This is a genomic window from Avibacterium sp. 21-594 (genome assembly GCF_026226815.1).
Lineage (GTDB): Bacteria > Pseudomonadota > Gammaproteobacteria > Enterobacterales > Pasteurellaceae > Avibacterium > Avibacterium avium.
The window spans coordinates 1,339,145-1,361,133 of sequence record NZ_JAKKOC010000001.1 but is presented as its reverse complement, the minus strand read 5'-3'; the positions used below and the strand labels follow the sequence as shown (position 1 = coordinate 1,361,133).

The window sequence follows — 21,989 nt, the reverse complement described above, 5'->3', positions numbered from 1 at the left end:
GGAGGCAATATGCAGGTAGCTCAATTATTACAGCAATCTGAAAATGAACTCATTGAATTTAAAGAAGCAAAAAACCAATTTGATGATAACAAATTAGGACGCTATTGCTCTGCGCTTGCTAATGAGGCCAACCTTCATCATAAACCTTTTGCATTCTTAGTATTGGGGGTTAGTGATGATAAAAAAATAGTTGGTACAACATACTGCAGCGGAAAGAATGGTAGTAATGAAATTAAGAAAAAACTTGCTGATGGCTTATCAGAACGCTTTAACATTCAGGATATGAAACTAGGCAAAGAAGAATCGAAAGTTCTGATTAATCCAGCAAGCCCAATGATTACTTGGATTTTAAAAAATGAACAAGGCAGTGAAATGGATTATGAGCATTTTTCCTGCCCACTATTACTTAATGTAGAAAAAGTATTTAATAAAATCCGAAACTTAAAATATCGCTACATCAAAAACGGTAATCTCTTTCCAGAAGAAGTTGAGCAATATGACCCCTACATAATACGAGAAGCACTACACAATGCTATTGCTCACCAAGATTATGAGTTAGGTGGCAAAATTACATTAGTAGAATGCCAAAATAGTCAGCTCTATTTTACTAACTCGGGGAGATTTATTCCTCAAAGTATTGAAATGGTTTTATCTGAAAACGCACCAGAAAACCGCTATCGTAATCGTTTTTTAGCGAATGCAATGGTTAATATTAATATGATTGACACGATCGGCAGCGGCATTAGAAAAATGTTTACCATTCAAAAAGAACGGTTTTTTCCCTTACCCGAATACCAGCTTTCAGATCAAAAAGTACAGGTATGTATCGTAGGTAAAGTATTGGATATTGCCTATGCCCAAAAGCTCGCTTCTTCTCCTAATTTATCACTAGAAGAAATTATGTTGCTTGATAAAGTACAGAAAAAGATACCTATCTCAGATAAAGCGGCAAAGCACTTAAAAAGCAAAAAGCTCATTGAAGGTAGAAAACCCAATTACTATATTTCTGCAACAATTGCACAACTTAGTGATGATGAAGCCACATATATTCATCATAAAGGACTCAATGATAAATATTATCAAAAACTTATTATTGAATATTTGCAACAATTCAAAACAGCTAAGCGAAAAGATTTTGAACGACTTCTGCTAGACAAACTTCCTACGGCTTTAGACGAAAATCAGAAGTACCATAAAATTAAAAATCTTCTACAATCACTGAAAAATCAAGGGATTATATGCAATAAAAACCGTATTTGGCAATTGTCTAGATGAGCAATATAAAAAATAGTTTAGACAAATTTAGACGAATCATTTAGACAAAACTTTCATCATTCTTAATAAAATGATTGAAAATCAATTAGATATATGGATTTAAAATTGTCTAGATGGTTATGAGCAAAAAACAATTTTAGACCTTAGAGGAACCCCCAATGCACCCCAAACACCCCAAAACCATTCAAATCTTCCTGCCCACAGGCGAACCGCAAGGCATTCGCATTGCCGAAGAAAGTACCTCGATTATGCGTGTCATTGAAGTGCCACGCCGTGATTTAGCGACCTTTTTTGCGATGGAAGAAGCCAGCCAAGTGGGCGTGTATTTTCTGATTGGCGGTATGGATAATGATGAAGTCTATATCGGGCAATCAGGTGAAGTGGGCAAACGCCTTAAACAACACCACGACAAAAATGAAATTGACTTCACGCGCGCCTTGGTGCTGGTTTCGCTCACCCAAAACCTCACCCAAACGCACGCCCTTTATCTAGAATGGCTGGCGATTGAAAAAGCCACACAAAGCGGGCGATTTAGCCTATTTAATGGCAATAAAGGGCAAAAAACGCATACACCATTGCCCCTTAAAGCGGCTTGCGAAGCGATGTTTGAAATTGGCGAACTCTTGCTTTCTACGCTGGGTTACCCGATTTTTGAACCATTACGCAAACCAACACAGCCCAACAGCCAACCCGAGCAAATTTTTCATTGTCCGCGTGGCGGTGTAGAAGCCCAAGCCATCTACACCCAAGACGGTATGATTGTGCTAAAAGGTTCACATTTTGCCTATCAGCATAAAGACGATAAAACGCCACTATATCGGCAAAAGTTCATCACCCAATGCGATGAACTGATTGAAAAAGGTGTTTTGCACAAAGAAAAAGAGCGGTGTTTTTTTACCAAAGATTTTCGCTTTACTAGCCCAAGCAGTGCAGCATCGTTGCTGATCTTGGGCAATGCCAATGGCTGGGCAGAGTTTAAAACCGCCCAAGGCAAAACGCTCAAAGAAATTTACGCCAATCCCCAAGGGAAAAATGATGACTAATAAAATTATTATCTACCACACAGATGATGGCAAAGCCAAAGTTTCGCTTTATGCTCAAGATGGTACCGTTTGGTTAAACCAAAGCCAACTGGCAGAACTTTTTGCCACCTCGGTAAGCAACATCAATAAACATATTGCCAACATATTGAAAGAAAAAGAATTATTAGAAAATTCAGTTATTGAGTATTTCTCAATAACTGCCAACGATGGCAAAAATTACAATGTCGCGTTTTACAGCCTTGAAATGATTTTAGCCATTGGCTTTCGTGTTCGTAGCCAACGAGGTACACAATTTCGCCAATGGGCAAATACACAGCTTGCAGAGCTTATGAAAAAAGGCTTTGTGATGGACGATGAGCGGCTAAAAAATCCTGATGGACGCCCTGATTACTTTGACGAATTACTTGAACGCATTCGAGATATTCGTGCCAGTGAAAAGCGTTTTTACCAAAAAGTACGAGACCTTTTTGCCCTTTCTAGTGATTATGATGGTAACGACAAAGCCACACAAATGTTTTTTGCTGAAACCCAAAACAAACTCATTTATGCTGTTACTGAACAAACGGCAGCCGAGCTCATCATCAGTCGTGCCGATGCCAACACCCCAAATATGGGACTCACAAGCTGGAAAGGCAATCAAGTTCGTAAACAAGACATTCTTATTGCCAAAAATTACTTAACGGCTGATGAAATTGACAGCCTAAACCGCCTAGTGGTTATCTTTTTAGAAAGTGCTGAATTACGGGCTAAAAACCGCCAAGACCTCACGTTAGACTACTGGCGAAATAACGTAGATGCCTTGCTTACCTTTAATGATAAACCGCTATTGAAAACATCAGGCAAAATCAGCCATAAACAGATGGAAGAAAAAGTGCGGTCAATTTATGACGAGTTTGAACAAAACCGCAAACAACAAGCTGCACGCCAAGCCGATCGCGAAGATGAAGAATTTTTAGCCCTAACCCAACAAATAAAGGAAATAAAACGATGAAAAACAACAATATACCAAAAATTCGCTTCCCCGAATTTACTGACGCTTGGGAAAAGTGCAAGCTGGGAGAGGTGGCTAATATTATTATGGGGCAATCTCCAAGTTCAAAATTTTATACTAATAATCCTAAAGATTACATATTAGTACAAGGAAATGCTGATATTAAAAATGGTTGGGTAACACCTAGAGTTTGGACAACGCAAATAACCAAATTAGGAAAAAAAGGAGATATTATTTTTAGTGTTAGAGCCCCTGTCGGAGAAATAGGAAAAACTAATTACGACTTAGTTTTAGGAAGAGGAGTAGCTGCAATCCGAGGTAACGAATTCATATTTCAGACATTAAGTAAAATGAATATTTTTGGTTTCTGGAAAACTTTAAGCACAGGTTCAACATTTGATTCTATAAACTCTAATGAACTAAAAAAAGTTGAGATAAATCTCCCCTCCCTCCCTGAACAACAAAAAATCGGCACGTTTTTCAGGCAGCTTGATAGGCTCATTACTCTTCATAAGCGAGAGGTATTAGAAAAAAGATAATAAAAACAAAGTCAAAATCTTGCAAAATAGACAAAATCGCTGAATAGTTCTTAAGTTGTATTGTGTAATTTTCAATTCAATAAAATGGAGGACATCATTATGCGATTAACTAATCAAGAGCTTTTTCATCGCTATTTCAAACGCTGGATTCGCATTTATAAAGAGGGTGCGATCCGCCCAGTAACACTCGCTAAATACAAAATGACGCATACTTGGCTTATTCGCCTTGCACCAAGGCTTAGGTTATGTGATTTAAATCGCATTAGCTATCAGCAACTCTTAAATGATTATGCAAATAGCCACGAGCGGCAAACTGTAATGGATTTTCATCATCAAATTAAAGGCGCAATTTTAGATGCTGTTGATGAGGGATTAGTAATCCGCGATCCTACACGTAAAGCCATTATTAAAGGCAAAATTCCACGAGAGAAAAAACCAAAATATTTGAGCCAATATGAATTACAAACCCTTATTCACCAGCTTAATTTAAGTGAAAAATTAAGCTTTGATTGGCTAATTTTATTGATCGCAAAAACGGGATTGCGTTTTTCAGAAGCCCTTGCCGTTACCCCAAAAGATTTTGATTTTGCACGGCAGACTTTAACAATCAATAAAACGTGGGATTATAAAAATGAAGGTGGATTTTTACCGACTAAAAATCGCTCTTCTATTCGCAAAGTTCAACTAGATTGGCAAACGATAATTCAATTTGCCCAATTAATCCGTCATTGCCCTGAAAATATTCCAATTTTTCTGCCAAATCAGGAAAAAGTCTATAATTCTACGATTAATGATCTTATTGCACGTTATTGTAAAAAAGCGGCTATTCCAATTATTACGGTACACGGACTTCGCCATACCCACGCCTCACTGCTACTATTTGCAGGTGTATCCATTGCAAGTGTAGCTCGTCGTTTAGGACACGCCAGCATTACTACCACGCAAAAAACCTATTTGCATATTATTCACGAATTGGAAAATAAAGATGTGGACATTGTAATGCGATCATTATCAAACCTAAATATTACTTAACTTATCGAAAATAAAGAATTTTTTCACCGCTCTTTGGGGCGGTGATTTTATGCCCTCTCGCTTATGAAGAGTAATGAGCCTATCGAGCTGCCTGAAAAACGTGCCGATTTTTTGTTGTTCGATAGTTGAGTTTGGTAATTGTACAAATAGTTCTGACAATGATTTTTGGCTTATACCCTTAGCTGTACCTCCACTAGCAAGGGATGATAAACGTTTAAATATATTTGGTGATGTAAGTAATACTGCTAAGAAATCATCTGTTAAATTTTGAGGATTGACCTCAAAAGCTATAGTTCTTTGACTTAAGATGTATTTATTATTATCAGGTACTTGAGCAACATTACCCATAGGTGCTTCTGTTGTAAATAATACTTGCCCTTTTTTTAGCTCATTGCCTGACATCCATTTTTTATAAAGTTCTTCGCCTCCATAATTTGCTTTAATGGAATAATCTATAAAACCATTTTTAACATTTAATGCTGACAATGCTAAGTATCCAGTAGCGCTCCAATTCATTCCTAATTTTTTGGGCGTCACCCCTCTAAAATCTATAATCTTAACTATATTTTTAATGTCTAGAAGCTTGCACTTTTCCCAAGCGTAAAAATTATTTTTGGTACAGCTACGCCAAAAATCTCACAAAAAACGACCGCACTTTTGTAAAAACAATCACCGCCTATCACCTCAATTTCTGATATGATAGACAAACCTTAATTAACAGTAAGAAAAAATGCGAATTCCCAGAATTTATCATCCTATTTCTCTACGCGATAGTACGCAATGTGAGTTAACAGAAGAGGCGGCGAATCACGTTGGGCGGGTGTTGCGGATGCAAGTAGGCGATCACCTTGAATTATTTGATGGTAGCAACCATATTTACCCTTCGGTGATTACGCAAGTGAGCAAAAAAGCGGTGGGCGTGGAGATTTTAGATTGTCAGTTTGATGATCGGGAAAGCCCGCTGCACATTCATCTTGGGCAGGTGATGTCCCGTGGCGAAAAAATGGAATTTACCATTCAGAAATCCGTGGAGCTTGGGGTAAAGGTGATCACACCATTGTGGTCGGAACGCTGTGGGGTAAAGCTCGATGCGGAACGTATGGCGAAAAAAATTCAGCAATGGCAGAAAATTGCGATTTCCGCTTGTGAGCAGTGCGGGCGAAATGTGATCCCAGAAATCCGTCCAATGATGAAATTAGAAGAATGGTGTGCCGAGCAAGACGGTATGTTAAAGCTGAATTTGCACCCACGTGCGACATATTCCATTCGTACCTTGCCTGCTATGCCACCTGAAGGGGTGCGCTTGCTCATTGGTTCAGAAGGTGGCTTGTCGCCACAAGAAATTACTCAAACGGAGCAACAAGGCTTTACCGAAGTGTTGCTTGGCAAGCGTGTGTTACGCACAGAAACAGCGGCGTTAAGTGCAATCACCGCGTTACAGGTTTGTTTTGGGGATTTAGCCTAACCCCCTGAATTTAGGAAAGAAAATATGCAATTACAAAACCATTTTTTAATCGCAATGCCCCATTTGGAAGACGATCATTTTTATCGTTCCGTGGTGTATATTTGCGAACATAGTGAGCAAGGCGCAATGGGATTGGTGTTAACTCAGCCCACCGATCTGAGCATTGCGGAACTCTCACTGAAAATGAATTTTATGATGGCGGATAATCGCCGTTATCCCAATCAATTGGTGCTAGCCGGCGGCCCAACACACTTAGAACGTGGCTTTATTCTGCATACGGATAATCAAGAACGTTTTATGACCAGTACAAAAGTGGCGGATAACCTATGGCTGACGGTTTCGCCTGATGTCATCGAAACCTTTGGTACGCCAATTCAACCAGAAAAATATCTTGTTGCCCTTGGTTGTGCAAGCTGGTCGGCGAAACAGTTAGAAACAGAAATTGCTTACAATGACTGGCTAGTTGTACCTGCTAATGAACATATTTTGTTTGATGTGCCACCTCTTGAACGCTGGGCAGCGGCAAATCAATTATTAGGCATCGAACAGCACAATTTTACCCATCAAGTAGGGCATAGTTAATGAGCATCACCGCCCTTGCGTTTGATTTTGGTACGAAAAGTATCGGCTGTGCCGTAGGCCAAAGTATCACAGGCTCTGCCCAGCCTTTGCCTGCGTTTAAAGCACAAGACGGCATTCCCAATTGGGTGGCTATCGAAAAATGCCTAATGGAATGGAAGCCTAACATTGTGGTGGTCGGCTTACCCTTAAATATGGACGGCACAGAACAGCCGCTCACCCAACGCGCCAGAAAATTCGCCAATCGCTTACACGGACGATTTGGCGTAACCGTAACCTTACAAGACGAACGCCTTACCACCACGGAAGCGCGCGCCGAGATTTTCCAACGTGGTGGCTTTAAAGCGCTTGAAAAAGGCAAGGTGGACAGCATTTCTGCCTGCATTATTTTAGAAAGTTGGTTTGAAAGTCCAACACAAGCGTATGAAAAATAAAAAGTGCGGTATAAATTTGGTGAATTTTTTACCGCACTTTCCATTTATCTTATTTTCTTTAGTTCATACAAATAGGCCAACGCCTGTTTCGGACTCATTTCATCAGGATCAAGATTTTCAATCATCTGCCAAAGCGCATCTTTCTGCTCATTTTCTTCCATTAACAACAGCTCGCCTTGCCCTTGTTGTTGCACGGCTTCTGCATTTAACTGATTGTTTTGTTGGGAGAATTTTTCTAATTGCGCCAGTTTTTGTTTGGCGAGTTTAATCACCGATTGCGGAACGCCAGCCAGTGCAGCCACCGCCAAGCCGTAACTTTTACTTGCCGCACCTTCTTGCACTGCGTGCATAAAGGCGATGGTGTCGTTATGTTCCACCGCGTCTAAATGCACGTTGACAATGCCTTTCAACTGCTCAGGCAAAACGGTCAGCTCAAAATAATGCGTGGCAAATAAGGTAAGCGATCGTACTTTTTGTGCAAGCCATTCCGCACAGGCCCAAGCAAGGGAAAGTCCGTCATAGGTGGACGTGCCGCGCCCAATTTCATCAATAAGCACTAAGCTGTTTGCGCTGGCTTGATGCAAAATATTCGCCATTTCTGTCATTTCTACCATAAAGGTTGAACGCCCTGAAGCCAGATCATCTGATGCGCCAATACGCGTGAAAATGCGATCGATCGGGCCGATCATAGCACTTTCTGCTGGCACAAAAGATCCTATATAAGCCATTAGCGTGATCAATGCAGTTTGACGCATATAGGTACTTTTCCCCCCCATATTCGGGCCAGTTATGATCAATAAATGGCGATCAGCACTCAGTTTGACTGGGTTGGCAATAAACGGATTTTTGGACACCTGTTCCACCACTGGATGGCGGCCATTTTGAATATCCACGCCAATTTCATTACTAAAAGCTGGCGCAACATAGTTCAGGGTTTCTGCCCGCTCAGCCAAGTTGGTTAGCACATCTAATTCTGCCAAAGCAAGGCTTGCCAGCTGCAATGCGCCTAAGTGCGGTAATAATTCATCAAAAATTTCTTCATAAAGTTGCTTTTCCAGCGCAAGCGCTGCGCCTTTGGCTTTCAGTACTTTATCTTCATAGGTTTTTAATTCAGGAATAATGTAACGTTCCGCATTTTTTAGAGTTTGGCGGCGCACATAATGAATAGGCGCTTTGTGTGCTTGCCCTTGCGGGATCTGGATATAATAGCCGTGTACCGCATTAAAACCGATTTTCAGGCTATCAATGCCTGTGGTTTCTCGTTCTCTTTGCTCTAGCTCTTCCAAATAACGGGTTGCGCCGTCCGAAAGGGAGCGCCATTCATCAAGTTCTGCGTTAAAACCTTCTGCAATCACGCCACCATCACGAATCAACAAAGGGGGATTTTCAATAATCGCACGTTCTAATAGATCTAATTGCGCTGAAAAATCGGCAATTTGTTGAGAAAATGCAGCAAATTGCGGACAATGTTGTTGATTAAGATAATGTTGAATCGCAGGAATTTGCGCGAGCGCGGTGCGTAAACGGGTGAGATCCCGTGGACGCGCTGAACGCAATGCCACGCGCGCTAAAATCCGTTCCATATCCCCCACTTGTTGCAAGTGCGGTTGAAATTCTGCCACTAAATCCTGTTGCAAAATTTGACTAATGGTTTGTTGGCGTAAGGTTAATTTTTCACGATCACGAATTGGTTGGTGAATCCAACGCTTCAGCAAACGGCTTCCCATTGGAGTAACGCATTTATCCAACACGGAAGCAAGGGTATGCTCTGTACCACCCGCGAGATTTTGGGTAAGTTCTAAATTTCGTCTTGTAGCGGCATCTAATTGAATATTCTCATTATTTTGCACTAAGCTAATGTTTTGAATATGGGGCAACGCGGTGCGCTGAGTTTCCTTGGCGTATTGTAATAAACAGCCTGCAGCACAAAGCCCAAGCGGGGATTTTTCCACCCCAAAGGCGCGTAAATCTTGCGTACCAAATTGACGATTAAGCTGCTCAATGGCAGTTTTTAATTCAAATTCCCAAATGGGACGGCGGCGTAATCCCTTTGCATTTTCAATTAAATAACGATCTTCAAAATCTTCACTGTAAAGCAATTCCACAGGCTGAATACGCTGTAATTCCGCCTGCAAACTCTCTTTGCTGGCAGGCTCACTCAACTGAAAACGCCCCGATGCCATATCTAAAGTTGCCAAGCCAAATTTGTCTTTTTCCTGATAAACCGCGGCAATCAAATTATCCTGACGTTCAGGCAACAAGGCTTCATCACTGATTGTTCCGGGAGTAACAATACGAACAATTTGACGCTCCACCGGGCCTTTTGCTGTGGCAGGATCGCCCACTTGCTCGCAAATCGCCACACTTTCGCCAAGCTGAACTAATTTCGCTAAATAGCCCTCCACCGCGTGATAGGGTACGCCTGCCATAGGAATAGGCTGCCCTGCAGATTGCCCACGTTTGGTCAAGGAAATATCCAACAATGCCGCCGCTTTTTTTGCATCATCATAAAATAATTCATAAAAATCCCCCATTCGATAAAACAGCAAAATCTCAGGATTTTCTGCTTTCAATCGAAGGTACTGCTGCATCATTGGGGTGTGTTGGCTATTTTTATCGTCTAAGTTCATTATCTTGCCTAAATTAATCTTGAATACTGCCTATCTTACTCGTATTTTTACGAAACAAAAATAGCGTTGTATGGACAACGCTATTTCTTACATTTAAGTGCGGTAAGAATTTTTTACATTTTTACTCGCGACTAAAGCGTTTTTGCTAATTTCTTAATAAATGTAGCAAATTCATCGCCGAGTTTAGGGTGTCTAATGCCATATTCTACAAAGGCTTGCATATAGCCTAATTTGTCCCCGCAGTCGAAATTGCCGCCTGTTTGATAAAAGGCTTCAACGGTTTCTTTTTCGATTAACATATCAATGGCATCGGTGAGCTGAATTTCATCGCCCACGCCCACTGGCGTTTTTGCCAATAAATCCCAAATGCTTGCGGAGAACACATAGCGCCCCACCACGGCAAGATTAGACGGCGCATCTTCCACCGCTGGTTTTTCTACGGTGCGTTTAATCTTCGCGCTTTCACCTGGGTTAAACTGCACGCCTTCGCAATCGACAATCCCATAACTACTGATGTCTTGCTCAGAAACTGGCTCAACCAAGATTTGGCTGGCATTAGTTTCTTTAAAGCGTTTGATCATTGCCGCGAGGTTTTCTTTACGCTGATCGGCACTGAAATCGGTAAGTAGCACATCAGGTAACACCACCGCAAAAGGCGCATCACCCACCAATGGACGGGCGCATAATACTGCGTGTCCTAAGCCTTTGGCGTTACCTTGACGAACGTGCATAATGGTAACATCTTTCGGGCAAATAGAGCGCACTTCTTCTAATAATTGACGTTTTACCCGTTTTTCCAACATTGTTTCCAATTCAAAAGAGGTGTCAAAGTGGTTTTCAATGGCATTTTTGGAAGAGTGCGTCACTAATACAATTTCTTTTACTCCCGCAGCCACACATTCGCTCACCACATATTGAATTAGCGGCTTGTCCACGAGAGTGAGCATTTCTTTTGGAATCGCTTTGGTTGCTGGAAGCATTCTTGTACCTAATCCAGCTACGGGAATAACAACTTTCATTCGGTGTCCTTCTATTTAATTAAAATGATTCAAAATCTTACCGCACTTTATAGCTTTTATTTAATGTTGTGAAACGGTAAGAAAATGGCTATCTAATGATAGCCGAGAAAAGAACACACCGCACCTTGTCCTTAAAGTGCGGTGTTTTTTTGCTAAGTTATTGACGTAATAATGCCAAAATTTCTTCGGTTTTTTCAGTCATTAACTGTTTATCGCCACGCGTTTCAAGATTTAAGCGTACCACAGGTTCAGTGTTTGATGTACGCAAATTGAAGCGCCAATTTGGATATTCAATACTGATACCATCAATTTCATCTACTGAAATTGCCTCTTTTTCATACGCTGCACGAACGCGGGCAATCGCCGCTTTGGCATCGGTTAATTTACTATTAATTTCGCCCGGAGATGGGAAAGTATTAATACTTTCATTAACTAATTCGCCTAATGATTTGCCTGTGGTGCAAACTAATTCCATCACTAATAACCAAGGGATCATTCCACTGTCGCAGTAGAAGAAATCACGGAAATAGTGGTGTGCGCTCATTTCCCCACCATAAATGGCATCAACGGCACGCATTTTTTCTTTAATGAAAGAGTGGCCTGATTTTGACATTACTGCCTCACCGCCATTTTCTTCCACCAATTTAACGGTATTCCAAATTAAGCGTGGATCATAAATGATTTTCGCCCCTTTATTTTTTTGCAAGAAGGCTTGACCAAGTAACCCAACAATGTAGTAACCTTCAATAAAGTTACCATTTTCATCGAATAAGAAACAGCGGTCAAAATCACCGTCAAAGGCAATGCCCATATCTGCCTTATGCTCAAGCACAGCATCAATGGTATCTTGACGATTTTCGTGCAAGATTGGGTTTGGAATACCATTTGGGAATGTGCCATCTGGATTGTTATGCACTTTAATAAATTCCACCGGCACACGTTTTGCTCGGAATTGCGCTTCAATGGCATCAATAACGTGCCCTGCTGCGCCATTTCCTGAGTTAATCACCAATTTCATTGGTTTTAAATTATCTAAATTGATATAAGATAATAAATGCTCAACGTAATCACCTAATACGGAAAGTTGCTTATATTCACCGCGTTGCGTAACAGGTGGAAAATTATTTTCCTCTGCTAAGCGTTGAATATCAGCAAGCCCAGTATCCGCACTAATTGGACGTGAACCCTCACGCACCAATTTTAAGCCATTGTAATCCATCGGATTATGACTTGCGGTTACTTCAATTCCGCCATCGGCTTTTAAGAAAGAGGTGGCAAAGTAAACTTCTTCAGTACCCGTTTCACCCAAATCAATCACGTTTACCCCAGAGTCTAATAGACCGTTAGTTACGGCACTTTTTAATTCTTTACTGGTTAAACGCACATCACCACCAACAACGATGGTTTTGGGCTTTAAAAACTGTCCAAAGGCTCGACCAATGCGATAAACAATATCCACATTAAGCTCATCGCCTAAGCGACCACGAATATCATAAGCTTTGAAGCAAGTTAATTTACTCATAACTATCCACCTTTTTTCTAATTACTAAGTTAATTAAGATGACGTGTCATCTTGTTTTTTCATACGTTGGTAAATTTCTTCTCGATAGACAGACACTTCTTTCGGGGCATTGACACCCACTTTGATCTGATTACCACGAACACTTAATATCGTAATAGAAATCTCATCACCAATGAGTAAGCTTTCGCCAACTTTTCTGGTTAAGATCAGCATACAACCTCCTCATTTTTTGTTTAATTCGACATCCTATCGACGATTTTTCTCCCCTAATGTAATTAAGGACACTACTTGCTTCATTTTACTCCATTCACTCAAACAACGTGATGAATGAAATTCAAAGTTGTGAGCTACGGCACAAAATTTTTATTATAAATGGGTATTTAACCAATCTGAGCAAGCTGAAAGTGCCTCTTTCACATTTTCTGGTTGTGATCCCCCTGCCATTGCCATATCAGGACGACCACCGCCTTTTCCGCCTACTTGCTGAGCCATAATATTGACCAGCTCGCCGGCTTTTACTTTTGCTGTTAAATCAGCGGTAACCCCTACGACTAAACTCACTTTACCCTCTAATACCGAAACGAAGGCAATCACCGCAGATCCAAGTTGATTTTTCAAATCATCAACCATCACTCGCAATGACTTGGTATCCATTCCATCAAGTTGCTGTAATACGACAGAAACACCGTTAATTTTCACCGCACTTTTTGCAATATCCGATCCAGCTTGCATCGCAGCTTTCTCTTTGAATTGTTGCAATTCTTTTTCTGCTTTCTTCGCTTTGTCTTGTAATTGTTGGATTTTATCCGTCAGCGAAGAAACATCAGATTTTAATAAGTCTGCACTTTGATTTAGCACACCAAGCTGTTGGTGAAGCCAATCAATGGCAGTTTCGCCTGTTACCGCTTCAATACGGCGAATACCCGCCGCAATGGCGCTTTCACTGATGATTTTGAATAAACCAATCTCACCTGTATATTGGGCGTGAATTCCGCCACAAAGTTCAATGGAAAAATCGCCCATTGTGAGAACACGCACTTGTTCGGCGTATTTTTCGCCGAATAATGCCATTGCCCCTTTTGCTTTCGCGGCATCTAAATCCATAATTTCTGTTTGAATAGGGTGATTAGCGCGCACTTGTTGGTTGACTAATTTTTCCACTTCAAACAGCTGTTCTTTAGAAATTGCTTCAGGTTGTGCAAAGTCAAAACGCAATAAATTGTTTGATACCAATGAGCCTTTTTGCGCAACGTGGTTACCTAACACTTGACGTAAGGCCGCGTGTAACAAGTGGGTTGCACTGTGGTTTAAGGAAATTTGTTTACGGCGCGCCACATCAACAACCGCATCAACAACTTGCCCTACGCTCAGCGTGCCTTCCGCCACACCACCAATATGCCCAAACACTTGGCCATATTTTTGCGTATCGGTAACGTTGAACAAGAAATCTTGCCCTTCTAAACGCCCTGTATCGCCCACTTGACCGCCAGACTCCGCATAAAACGGGGTATTTTCCAAAATAACCACCGCATTTTGTCCTGCGCTGATTTGTTCTACTGGTTTGCCCTCATAGAAAAGTGCGGTAATTTTTGCGCGACTTTTTGATTCGCTATAACCTTCAAATTCCGTTGAGCCGTCCACGCGAATCACATTGTTATAATCCATACCAAACTGGCTGGCTGATTGCGCGCGCTGGCGTTGTGCTTCCATTTCACGCTCAAAGCCTGCTTCATCAATAGTGATACCACGTTCACGGCACACATCGGCAGTAAGATCCAGTGGGAAACCAAAGGTATCATAAAGTTTGAACGCTACTTCGCCAGAAAGCACGCCATCTTTCACTTGGCTTAAGGCGTCATCTAATAACGCCAAACCACGCTCTAAAGTGCGCGCAAATTGTTCTTCTTCTAAGCGTAAGATTTTTTCGATATGCGCTTGGTTTTCTTTGATCTCTTGACCTGCTTCTGCCATCACTTCTGCAAGGGTTGGCACAAGTTTGTAGAAAAAGGCTTCTTTCGCGCCAAGTAAATGTCCGTGGCGTACCGCACGGCGGATAATTCGGCGCAACACATAACCTCGCCCTTCGTTAGATGGCAATACGCCGTCTGCGATCAAATAAGCGCACGAACGAATATGGTCTGCGATAACGCGCAAGGATTTATTACCTAAATCTTTCTCGCCTGTTAATTCTGCCGCTTTTGCGATAAGTGTTTTAAAAATATCAATATCGTAATTGGAATTAACGTGCTGTAACACAGCGGTAATACGCTCTAAGCCCATTCCTGTATCCACAGACGGTTTTGGCAATTTTTCCATTGTGCCATCTGCTTGGCGGTTGAACTGCATAAATACGATATTCCAGATCTCAATATAGCGATCGCCATCTTCTTCAGGTGAACCCGGTGGGCCACCCCAAATATGATCACCGTGATCGTAGAAAATCTCAGTACAAGGGCCACACGGGCCAGTATCACCCATTTGCCAGAAGTTATCTGACGCATAAGGCGCGCCTTTATTATCACCAATACGAATAATGCGTTCTGCTGGCACGCCAACTTGGTTGTGCCAAATGTCATAGGCCTCATCATCGGTTTCGTACACGGTTACCCAAAGTTTCTCTTTTGGTAAACCTAACCACGCATCGGATGTGAGATATTCCCACGCAAAATGAATTGCATCTTGTTTAAAATAATCACCAAAACTGAAATTACCAAGCATTTCAAAGAAAGTGTGATGACGCGCGGTATAACCTACGTTTTCTAAATCGTTATGTTTTCCGCCTGCACGCACACAACGCTGTGCGGTTGTCGCACGGCTGTAAGGGCGCTTGTCTAAACCAAGAAATACATCTTTAAATTGGTTCATTCCCGCGTTGGTGAACAATAATGTTGGATCATTTTCAGGCACAAGGGAACTACTTGGCACCACTTGATGGCCTTTGCTATGGAAAAAATCTAAAAAAGACTTTCTTATTTCTGCCGTTGTTTTCATTAAATCGCCTTATGTTATCTTGCTTATTCGATAAATGGGGCTTATTTTGTCATACTTTTAAAATTTAGAAAAAACATTTTTCAAGAGAAAAAATAAGGGGCTGTCCTAGATAACACTAAAAAATCTATTTAGGTTAGAATGAACCAATGAGAAAAAGTCGTCTAAGTCAGCACAAACAAAATAAACTCATTGAGCTATTTGTTGCAGGTGTTACTGCAAGGACAGCAGCAGAGTTAGTCAATGTAAACAAAACGACTGCCGCATATTACTTTCATCGTTTACGCCAACTCATCTATCAAAACAGCCTTCACTTAGAGATGTTTGAAGGTGAAATTGAAGCCGATGAAAGTTATTTTGGCGGTGCTCGCAAAGGCAAACGTGGTCGTGGTGCGGCAGGGAAAATTGCGGTATTCGGGCTTCTCAAGCGCAATGGCAAGGTTTATACCGTTGCGGTTCCAAATACGCAATCTGCCACCTTGTTACCCATTATTCGGGAGCAGGTAAAGCCTGATAGTATTGTTTACACCGATAATTATCGTAGTTATGACGTGCTTGATGTGAGTGAATTTAGTCATTTTCGTATCAATCACAGCACACATTTTGCTGAAAATCATAACCACATTAACGGAATTGAGAATTTTTGGAGCCAAGCAAAACGCCATTTACGCAAATTTAATGGTATCCCAAAAGCGCATTTTGAGCTTTATTTAAAGGAATGTGAATGGCGTTTTAATTACAGCAACATAAAAAGTCAAATTTCTATTTTAAAACAATTGGTTAAAGGGAGTTTAGCCTAGTTATCTAGGACAGCCCCAAAAATAATCTGCATCTTAAAGCAAAAATAAATCGCTCTAAAATGCAGATTAAATGATCAATTCTTCGCTTTTTTCGTCAAAATTTATTCATCACGCAGCGGTACAACTAACATATCAATATTGATTGTATTCATCACTTGACGGGTTGAAGACATTAATTTGCTCCAGAAATCTTGGTGATGACCCGTAACCAATAAATCCACATCATATTTATCAATAGCATCAGCCAATACTTGGCCTAAATCACCGCTACCACTTAACTTCTCAGATACAGGATAACTGGCTTGATCCGCCAAACTAACCAATGCTTGATGCGTTTCGGTGGAAATACGATCTTGCATTGATGACATATTCACATCGATCAACCCAGTATAAAGATCGGAAAAGTTTACATCTACGTGAATGATCGATAATTTTGCTTCATTCCGTTGTGCAACACCTGCTGCTTTTTCCACTAAGAAAGTACTTTCCTCAGAAAGATCTACTGCGACTAAAACGTGTTTATACATAACTAACTCCTTACTTATCTGAGTGGCTAATCAATTTTTTCTCATACTATCACTAGTATGGAGAAAAAAATATGCACTAGATCACATTTTCAGAAAAAAAACACCGCACTTTTCAATAATTTAACATCATAACTTAACGCCTGTTTAACCCACCTTTAACCTCAGCACTCATCAATTATGCTATGATAATCGCCATTCAGCCTAACCTTAACAAGTAAAAAAGTACAAACGAGCAAAAAATGAAACACAATATCCAAGATTTCCTACAACTCATCGCCCAACTACGCAACCCAAATAGTGGCTGCCCTTGGGATCTGAAACAAACCTATCAATCGATGACCCCTTGCTTATTAGAAGAAAGCTATGAAGTGGTCGAAGCCATCGAACAGCAAAACACGGAAAATTTACGCGAAGAACTGGGCGACTTACTGCTCCAAGTGGTCTTTTTCAGCCAACTAGCCAAAGAAGATAACTTGTTCACCTTTGATGATGTAGTCAATGAAGTGGCAGAAAAAATTCTTCGCCGCCACCCACACGTTTTTGGTGAAGAAAAAGCCCACAACGAACAAGAAGCGCTCAGCCATTGGAACAAGATTAAAGCGGAAGAAAACAAAACTCGTCAGTCCATTTTAGACAACATTCCCCACGCTTTCCCTGCCCTAATGCGCGCAGAAAAATTACAGAAACGCTGTGCCAAAGTAGGATTTGATTGGGATAACGTGCAACCTGTGATCGCCAAAGTGCAAGAAGAATTACAAGAAGTGCAAGCTGAGCTTACCCACCCGCAACAAGATCAGGCAAAAATTGAAGAAGAAATCGGTGATCTGCTCTTTGCCGTTGCCAATTTAAGCCGCCACTTACATTGCTCCCCAGAAGAAACCTTACGCAAAGCCAACCAAAAATTTGAACGCCGTTTCCGCCAACTGGAAGCCCTCTCCCAACAACAAGGCAAATCGCTACAAAATAGCACCCTTGAAGAATTAGATGCACTTTGGGATAAGGTGAAAAGCGAAGAATAAAAATGCGTAGTCGGCCCCCAAAATCCTAGACAGCTAGGAAATTAAATATTCCGTTTCTTGACGCATACTCATTATTCAGAAACTAATGAAATTGCTTGCAGTTTAAAGTCTATTGAATAATGTTTTCGCATAAAAATCTGCTCCTTAATTTGTGGAGAGTATCCAATTTTTAGGGAGCAGATCACTTCTACACTTATTTTTTAGTTGGGCGTTTCCAGCCTTGGATATTACGTTGTGGAACCCGTGAGATCACCAGTTCATTTTCTGCAATATCTTTGGTAACGGTTGTGCCTGCGCCGATGGTTGCGCCTTTGGCGATGGTTACTGGGGCAACCAGTTGGCTGTCTGAACCTACGAACACATCATCACCAATCACGGTTTTGAATTTGTTTACGCCGTCATAGTTACAAGTGATGGTACCTGCGCCGATATTACAATTCGCGCCAATTTCGCTATCGCCCACATAGCTTAGGTGGTTCACTTTCGAGCCTTTGCCAATTTGTGATTTTTTCACTTCCACAAAGTTGCCGATATGGGTTTGTGCGGCAAGTTCTGTACCGGGGCGAAGGCGGGCAAAAGGCCCAATTTGAGCTTGTTCGCCAATCACGGCATCTTCAAATACAGAATAAGGTTTGATTTCTACATCATCGCCAATCACACAGTTTTTGATCACGCAACCAGCGCCAATTTTGACACGATTACCTAATTTGACTGTGCCTTCAATAATCACGTTTACATCAATTTCCACATCTTTACCGTGAGTGATTTCGCCACGCAAATCAAAACGGTTTGGATCACGCAAACTCACACCCGCCAGCAATAATTTTTCCGCTTGTTTACGTTGATAATAACGCTCAAGCTCAGCCAGTTGTAAGCGGTTATTTGCGCCTTCCACTTCCATTAAATCTTGCGCTTGCACAGCAGCCACTTTGCAGCCGTCTTGGTTGGCGAATTTAATCACATCGGTCATATAATATTCGCCTTGCGCATTGTTGTTATCCAATTTTGCTAACCATTTTCTAAAACTCGCGCCACTGGAAACCATTACGCCTGTATTCACTTCTTGAATGGCTAATTGTTCTGGCGTGGCGTCTTTTTGCTCAACAATGGCAACTACATTGCCGTCTTGACGAATAATCCGTCCGTAGCCTGTTGGATCCTCTAAATGCGCGGTCAATAAGGCAATGCCGTTTTCTGGTTTGGCATCAATCAGTTTTTGCAAGGTTTGCGCGGTGATAAGCGGTGCATCGCCATACAGCATTACGATATTTTCATCGTCTGCGAAAAATGGCGCAGCCTGTTGCATTGCGTGTCCTGTACCAAGTTGCACAGGTTGTAGCACCCAATTTACATTTTCATCGGCAAGGTGTTGTTGTAATAATTCTGCGCCGTGGCCATAAATTAAATGAATATTATCGGCATTGAGCTGTTTGGCTGTATCAATAACGTGCTTCACCATTGGTTTGCCTGCAACTTTATGCAACACTTTTGGCAAGTCAGAATACATTCTTGTGCCCTTACCCGCGGCCAAAATCACTACGCTTAAATTTTTCATAAAAATCCTTGTTCTGTCGGTTTAAGATAAAAATCTGCGCTATTTTATAATAGAATATCGCCAATTCAAATTTTCTATGGAAATGTTTATGCAATCCCATTATTACCTTGGCGTGATGTCTGGCACGAGCCTTGACGGCGTGGATCTCGCGCTAATGGATTTTTCCACTCAGCCTGCGCAAGTGGTCGCCACAGATTTTGTGCCAATGCCACAAAATTTGCGCCAAAATCTCACCGCACTTTGCCAGCAAGGGCAAGGCTCGTTACAGCAAATTGGCGAACTAGATCATCAACTTGGCGTACTTTATGCAGAAAGCATTAACCAATTTTTGGCGAAACACTCTCTTAGCGCAGAACAAATTCAGGCGGTAGGCTGCCACGGGCAAACCATTTGGCACGCACCGCAAGGGCAATCGCCCTTTACTTGGCAATTAGGCGATGCCAATATTATCGCTGCTCGTACAGACATTACTACCGTGGCTGATTTTCGCCGTAAAGATATGGCTTATGGCGGACAGGGCGCGCCACTCGTGCCTGCTTTCCACCACAATGTGTTTGCTGATCCTACGCGAAATACCGTGGTGCTGAATATTGGTGGGATTAGCAATATTTCTGTGCTAATCCCAAACCAGCCAGTGCTAGGTTACGACACAGGCGTGGGCAATGCATTGCTAGATAGTTGGATCGCCAAACATCAGGGAAAAAGCTATGATAAAAATGGCGAATGGGCAGCGTCTGGGCAAAGCAATCCTGCATTGTTGCAAGATTTGTTGGCAGATCCTTATTTCTCCTTGCCTGCGCCGAAAAGCACGGGGCGAGAGTTATTTAATTTAGCTTGGTTAGAAAAAATTCTGCAAAAACACACCGCACTTCTCCCTCAAGATGTGCAAGCAACACTGGCAGAATTTACCGCACAATGCACCGCGCAAGATCTGCAATATTTAAGCCAACACAACGCGCTTCCTTGTTTATTATTAGTCTGCGGCGGCGGCGCGAAAAACCCTGTTATTATGGCGCACTTGCAACGTTTATTGCCCCATTGGCAAATCGCCACAACTACAGATTATGGCTTAGACGCAGACTATCTAGAAGCTGCCGCCTTCGCATGGCTAGCTTACCGCCGAATGGAAAATTTACCCTCCAACGAACCGAGCGTTACCGGTGCAACAAAAGCGGTGAGTTTAGGGGTGATTTATCCTAAGGATTGTTGAATAATAAATAGGGTTAGAACCTAGAAGTAACTGTAACACATTATTTTATAAAGAATAATTTTCGTAGCGGCGAACCTATGTGTTCGCCCGAAATGGACAGAATTAATCGCAGGAAAAACTGGCAAAATTTCACCGCACTTTTATTTTTAATAAAATAAACCGCGATTTTAAATGGGCGGACACATCGGTCCGCCCCTTGTATATTAAAATTAATATAAAATAGCAACAAAACCCCGTTATCTGCATCTCGAGTCCGCCCCAGGCAACAAACCGAGTTGTAGCAATGAGAGCAGATAACATTTCACCAAAAAACCGAACAGTTGCCAGACTTAAACCCGAATGCAAGGCAGGTTAATGATGAATGAACAAACTTATTGTGGTATTGATGTTGCTAAACGTCATTTCGTTATTGGGCTTTCTAACCAAAAACGAACAAAGACCGAAACCAACAACCCGAAAGGGATTGCGCATACCATTGAGTATTTACGTCGTTTCAGTGTGGACTTAATTGTCCTTGAAAGCACCGGTGGGCTTGAACTTCCATTAGCTAAAGCACTCCACCGCGCAGGCTTTCGTGTGGTGATTGCCAACCCGCGACAAACCAATCAGTTTGCGATGTCGCAGTCACTAGCAAAAACCGACAATAAAGACGCCAAAATGTTGGCTTTTTACGCCCAGATGCTCGCAATGCGTGATAATGTAGCGCAACAGCTTTACATACCACCGACTCCCGAGCAAGAACAGCTTGAAGCCCTTGTTTCACGCCGTAATCAGCTTGTTGAAATGCGTTCCGCGGAGAAAAACCGCCTTGAACAAGTCCATTCCACACAACGACTCAGTGTTGAGCAGCATATCGACTATCTCTGTCTGCGTATTGATGAGCTGGATAGTGAAATCGAACAGCATCTCAAACATTTTGACGATACAATAAAAAAGTTTAAAGACATCAAAGGGTTAGGCACACAAACGATAGCCGTTTTGATGTCAATGTTGCCTGAGTTAGGTCAATATACACATAAACAAATTGCTTTGCTTGTTGGCGTTGCGCCACATCCGAAAGAAAGCGGTGACACCAAATGGAAAAGCCGCTGTTCAGGTGGTCGCAAAGCCGTGCGAAATGCACTGTATATGGCCACATTTGTTTGCGTGCGTTTTGAGCCTAAACTCAAACAATTTTACGAACGTTTACGCGCTAATGGTAAGGCGTTCAAAGTGGCGATTAACGCCTGTATGCGTAAGCTTCTAACCATTTTAAATGCGATTGTCCGCGATGGCTCGCAATGGGACGCTCACGCGCTTTAATTAACGAATTTGTATTTTTGCTTTTTAGCGGAATACAGTTGCTACACAAATCATCAATC

19 protein-coding genes and 1 pseudogene are annotated in these 21,989 nt (G+C 41.7%); 12 read left to right on the top strand and 8 right to left on the bottom strand.

What is annotated here, in order from left to right:
* The first annotated feature begins 9 nt into the window (after positions 1–9).
* The 5 genes from L5B76_RS06355 to L5B76_RS06335 all read left to right on the top strand — a co-directional run bounded on the left by L5B76_RS06355 (position 10) and on the right by L5B76_RS06335 (position 4,880).
* Entirely contained in the window at positions 10–1,275 is a 1,266-nt protein-coding gene (locus tag L5B76_RS06355) for an ATP-binding protein (RefSeq protein ID WP_265754709.1), read from the top strand.
* A gap of 158 nt (positions 1,276–1,433) precedes the next feature.
* Positions 1,434–2,318, top strand: a complete 885-nt coding sequence (locus L5B76_RS06350) for a GIY-YIG nuclease family protein (protein WP_265754707.1) — start codon at positions 1,434–1,436, stop codon at positions 2,316–2,318.
* Positions 2,311–3,309 (top strand): virulence RhuM family protein, encoded by a 999-nt coding sequence (locus L5B76_RS06345; RefSeq protein WP_265754706.1) that lies wholly within the window; start codon positions 2,311–2,313, stop codon positions 3,307–3,309. Before L5B76_RS06350 ends, L5B76_RS06345 begins: the two co-directional genes overlap by 8 nt.
* Positions 3,306–3,848, top strand: coding sequence for a restriction endonuclease subunit S (locus L5B76_RS06340; RefSeq protein ID WP_265754705.1), 543 nt, complete (start codon positions 3,306–3,308; stop codon positions 3,846–3,848). Before L5B76_RS06345 ends, L5B76_RS06340 begins: the two co-directional genes overlap by 4 nt.
* Before the next feature lie 99 nt (positions 3,849–3,947).
* Positions 3,948–4,880, top strand: coding sequence for a site-specific integrase (locus L5B76_RS06335; protein ID WP_250351115.1), 933 nt, complete (start codon positions 3,948–3,950; stop codon positions 4,878–4,880).
* Here the strand turns inward: L5B76_RS06335 and L5B76_RS06330 are convergent.
* Positions 4,866–5,465, bottom strand: a pseudogene (locus L5B76_RS06330) (restriction endonuclease subunit S); the annotation flags it as partial. The gene L5B76_RS06335 and the pseudogene L5B76_RS06330 sit on opposite strands and share 15 nt — an antisense overlap.
* Positions 5,466–5,610: 145 nt before the next feature.
* Between L5B76_RS06330 and rsmE the strand changes: the two are divergent.
* The 3 genes from rsmE to ruvX are packed head-to-tail and all read left to right on the top strand — an operon-like array spanning position 5,611 to position 7,358.
* Positions 5,611–6,345, top strand: a complete 735-nt coding sequence (rsmE, locus tag L5B76_RS06325) for a 16S rRNA (uracil(1498)-N(3))-methyltransferase (RefSeq protein ID WP_265754704.1) — start codon at positions 5,611–5,613, stop codon at positions 6,343–6,345.
* 24 nt (positions 6,346–6,369) lie between these two features.
* Entirely contained in the window at positions 6,370–6,927 is a 558-nt protein-coding gene (locus L5B76_RS06320) for a YqgE/AlgH family protein (RefSeq protein ID WP_115248797.1), read from the top strand.
* Positions 6,927–7,358: a Holliday junction resolvase RuvX gene (ruvX, locus tag L5B76_RS06315; protein WP_265754703.1), complete on the top strand. Its 432-nt coding sequence runs from the start codon at positions 6,927–6,929 to the stop codon at positions 7,356–7,358. The genes L5B76_RS06320 and ruvX overlap by 1 nt, the downstream gene beginning before the upstream one ends.
* 44 nt (positions 7,359–7,402) lie before the next feature.
* On the opposite strand, the gene mutS is transcribed toward ruvX, so the two are convergent.
* The 5 genes from mutS to alaS all read right to left on the bottom strand — a co-directional run bounded on the left by mutS (position 7,403) and on the right by alaS (position 15,520).
* On the bottom strand, positions 7,403–9,988 hold the full coding sequence (gene mutS, locus L5B76_RS06310; RefSeq protein WP_265754702.1) for a DNA mismatch repair protein MutS: 2,586 nt from the start codon (positions 9,986–9,988) through the stop codon (positions 7,403–7,405).
* Positions 9,989–10,119: 131 nt separating this feature from the next.
* Positions 10,120–11,007: a UTP--glucose-1-phosphate uridylyltransferase GalU gene (galU, locus tag L5B76_RS06305; protein WP_265754701.1), complete on the bottom strand. Its 888-nt coding sequence runs from the start codon at positions 11,005–11,007 to the stop codon at positions 10,120–10,122.
* Between the two features lie 157 nt (positions 11,008–11,164).
* Entirely contained in the window at positions 11,165–12,529 is a 1,365-nt protein-coding gene (locus L5B76_RS06300; RefSeq protein WP_194750807.1) for a phosphomannomutase CpsG, read from the bottom strand.
* A 33-nt stretch (positions 12,530–12,562) separates the two neighbouring features.
* Complete coding sequence (gene csrA / locus L5B76_RS06295) at positions 12,563–12,742, bottom strand: carbon storage regulator CsrA (protein WP_194750808.1); 180 nt, start codon at positions 12,740–12,742, stop codon at positions 12,563–12,565.
* A gap of 153 nt (positions 12,743–12,895) precedes the next feature.
* Positions 12,896–15,520 carry an alanine--tRNA ligase gene (gene alaS / locus L5B76_RS06290; protein ID WP_265754700.1) on the bottom strand — a complete coding sequence of 875 codons (2,625 nt, stop codon included), beginning with the start codon at positions 15,518–15,520 and terminating at the stop codon, positions 12,896–12,898.
* A gap of 146 nt (positions 15,521–15,666) precedes the next feature.
* Between alaS and L5B76_RS06285 the strand changes: the two genes are divergently transcribed.
* Positions 15,667–16,317: an IS1595-like element ISHpa1 family transposase gene (locus L5B76_RS06285; RefSeq protein ID WP_194752148.1), complete on the top strand. Its 651-nt coding sequence runs from the start codon at positions 15,667–15,669 to the stop codon at positions 16,315–16,317.
* Positions 16,318–16,418: 101 nt separating this feature from the next.
* Here L5B76_RS06285 and uspA read toward each other — a convergent pair whose 3' ends face one another.
* Positions 16,419–16,844, bottom strand: a complete 426-nt coding sequence (uspA, locus tag L5B76_RS06280; protein WP_115248791.1) for a universal stress protein UspA — start codon at positions 16,842–16,844, stop codon at positions 16,419–16,421.
* Between the two features lie 239 nt (positions 16,845–17,083).
* Here uspA and mazG point away from each other — a divergent pair, with 239 nt between their 5' ends.
* On the top strand, positions 17,084–17,863 hold the full coding sequence (gene mazG / locus L5B76_RS06275; protein ID WP_265754699.1) for a nucleoside triphosphate pyrophosphohydrolase: 780 nt from the start codon (positions 17,084–17,086) through the stop codon (positions 17,861–17,863).
* 193 nt (positions 17,864–18,056) lie between these two features.
* Here mazG and glmU read toward each other — a convergent pair whose 3' ends face one another.
* Positions 18,057–19,418 (bottom strand): bifunctional UDP-N-acetylglucosamine diphosphorylase/glucosamine-1-phosphate N-acetyltransferase GlmU, encoded by a 1,362-nt coding sequence (gene glmU / locus L5B76_RS06270; RefSeq protein WP_265754698.1) that lies wholly within the window; start codon positions 19,416–19,418, stop codon positions 18,057–18,059.
* An 82-nt stretch (positions 19,419–19,500) separates the two neighbouring features.
* Here glmU and L5B76_RS06265 point away from each other — a divergent pair, with 82 nt between their 5' ends.
* Complete coding sequence (locus L5B76_RS06265; RefSeq protein ID WP_265754697.1) at positions 19,501–20,628, top strand: anhydro-N-acetylmuramic acid kinase; 1,128 nt, start codon at positions 19,501–19,503, stop codon at positions 20,626–20,628.
* A gap of 354 nt (positions 20,629–20,982) precedes the next feature.
* Complete coding sequence (locus L5B76_RS06260; RefSeq protein WP_265754696.1) at positions 20,983–21,930, top strand: transposase; 948 nt, start codon at positions 20,983–20,985, stop codon at positions 21,928–21,930.
* The last annotated feature ends 59 nt before the right edge of the window (positions 21,931–21,989 follow it).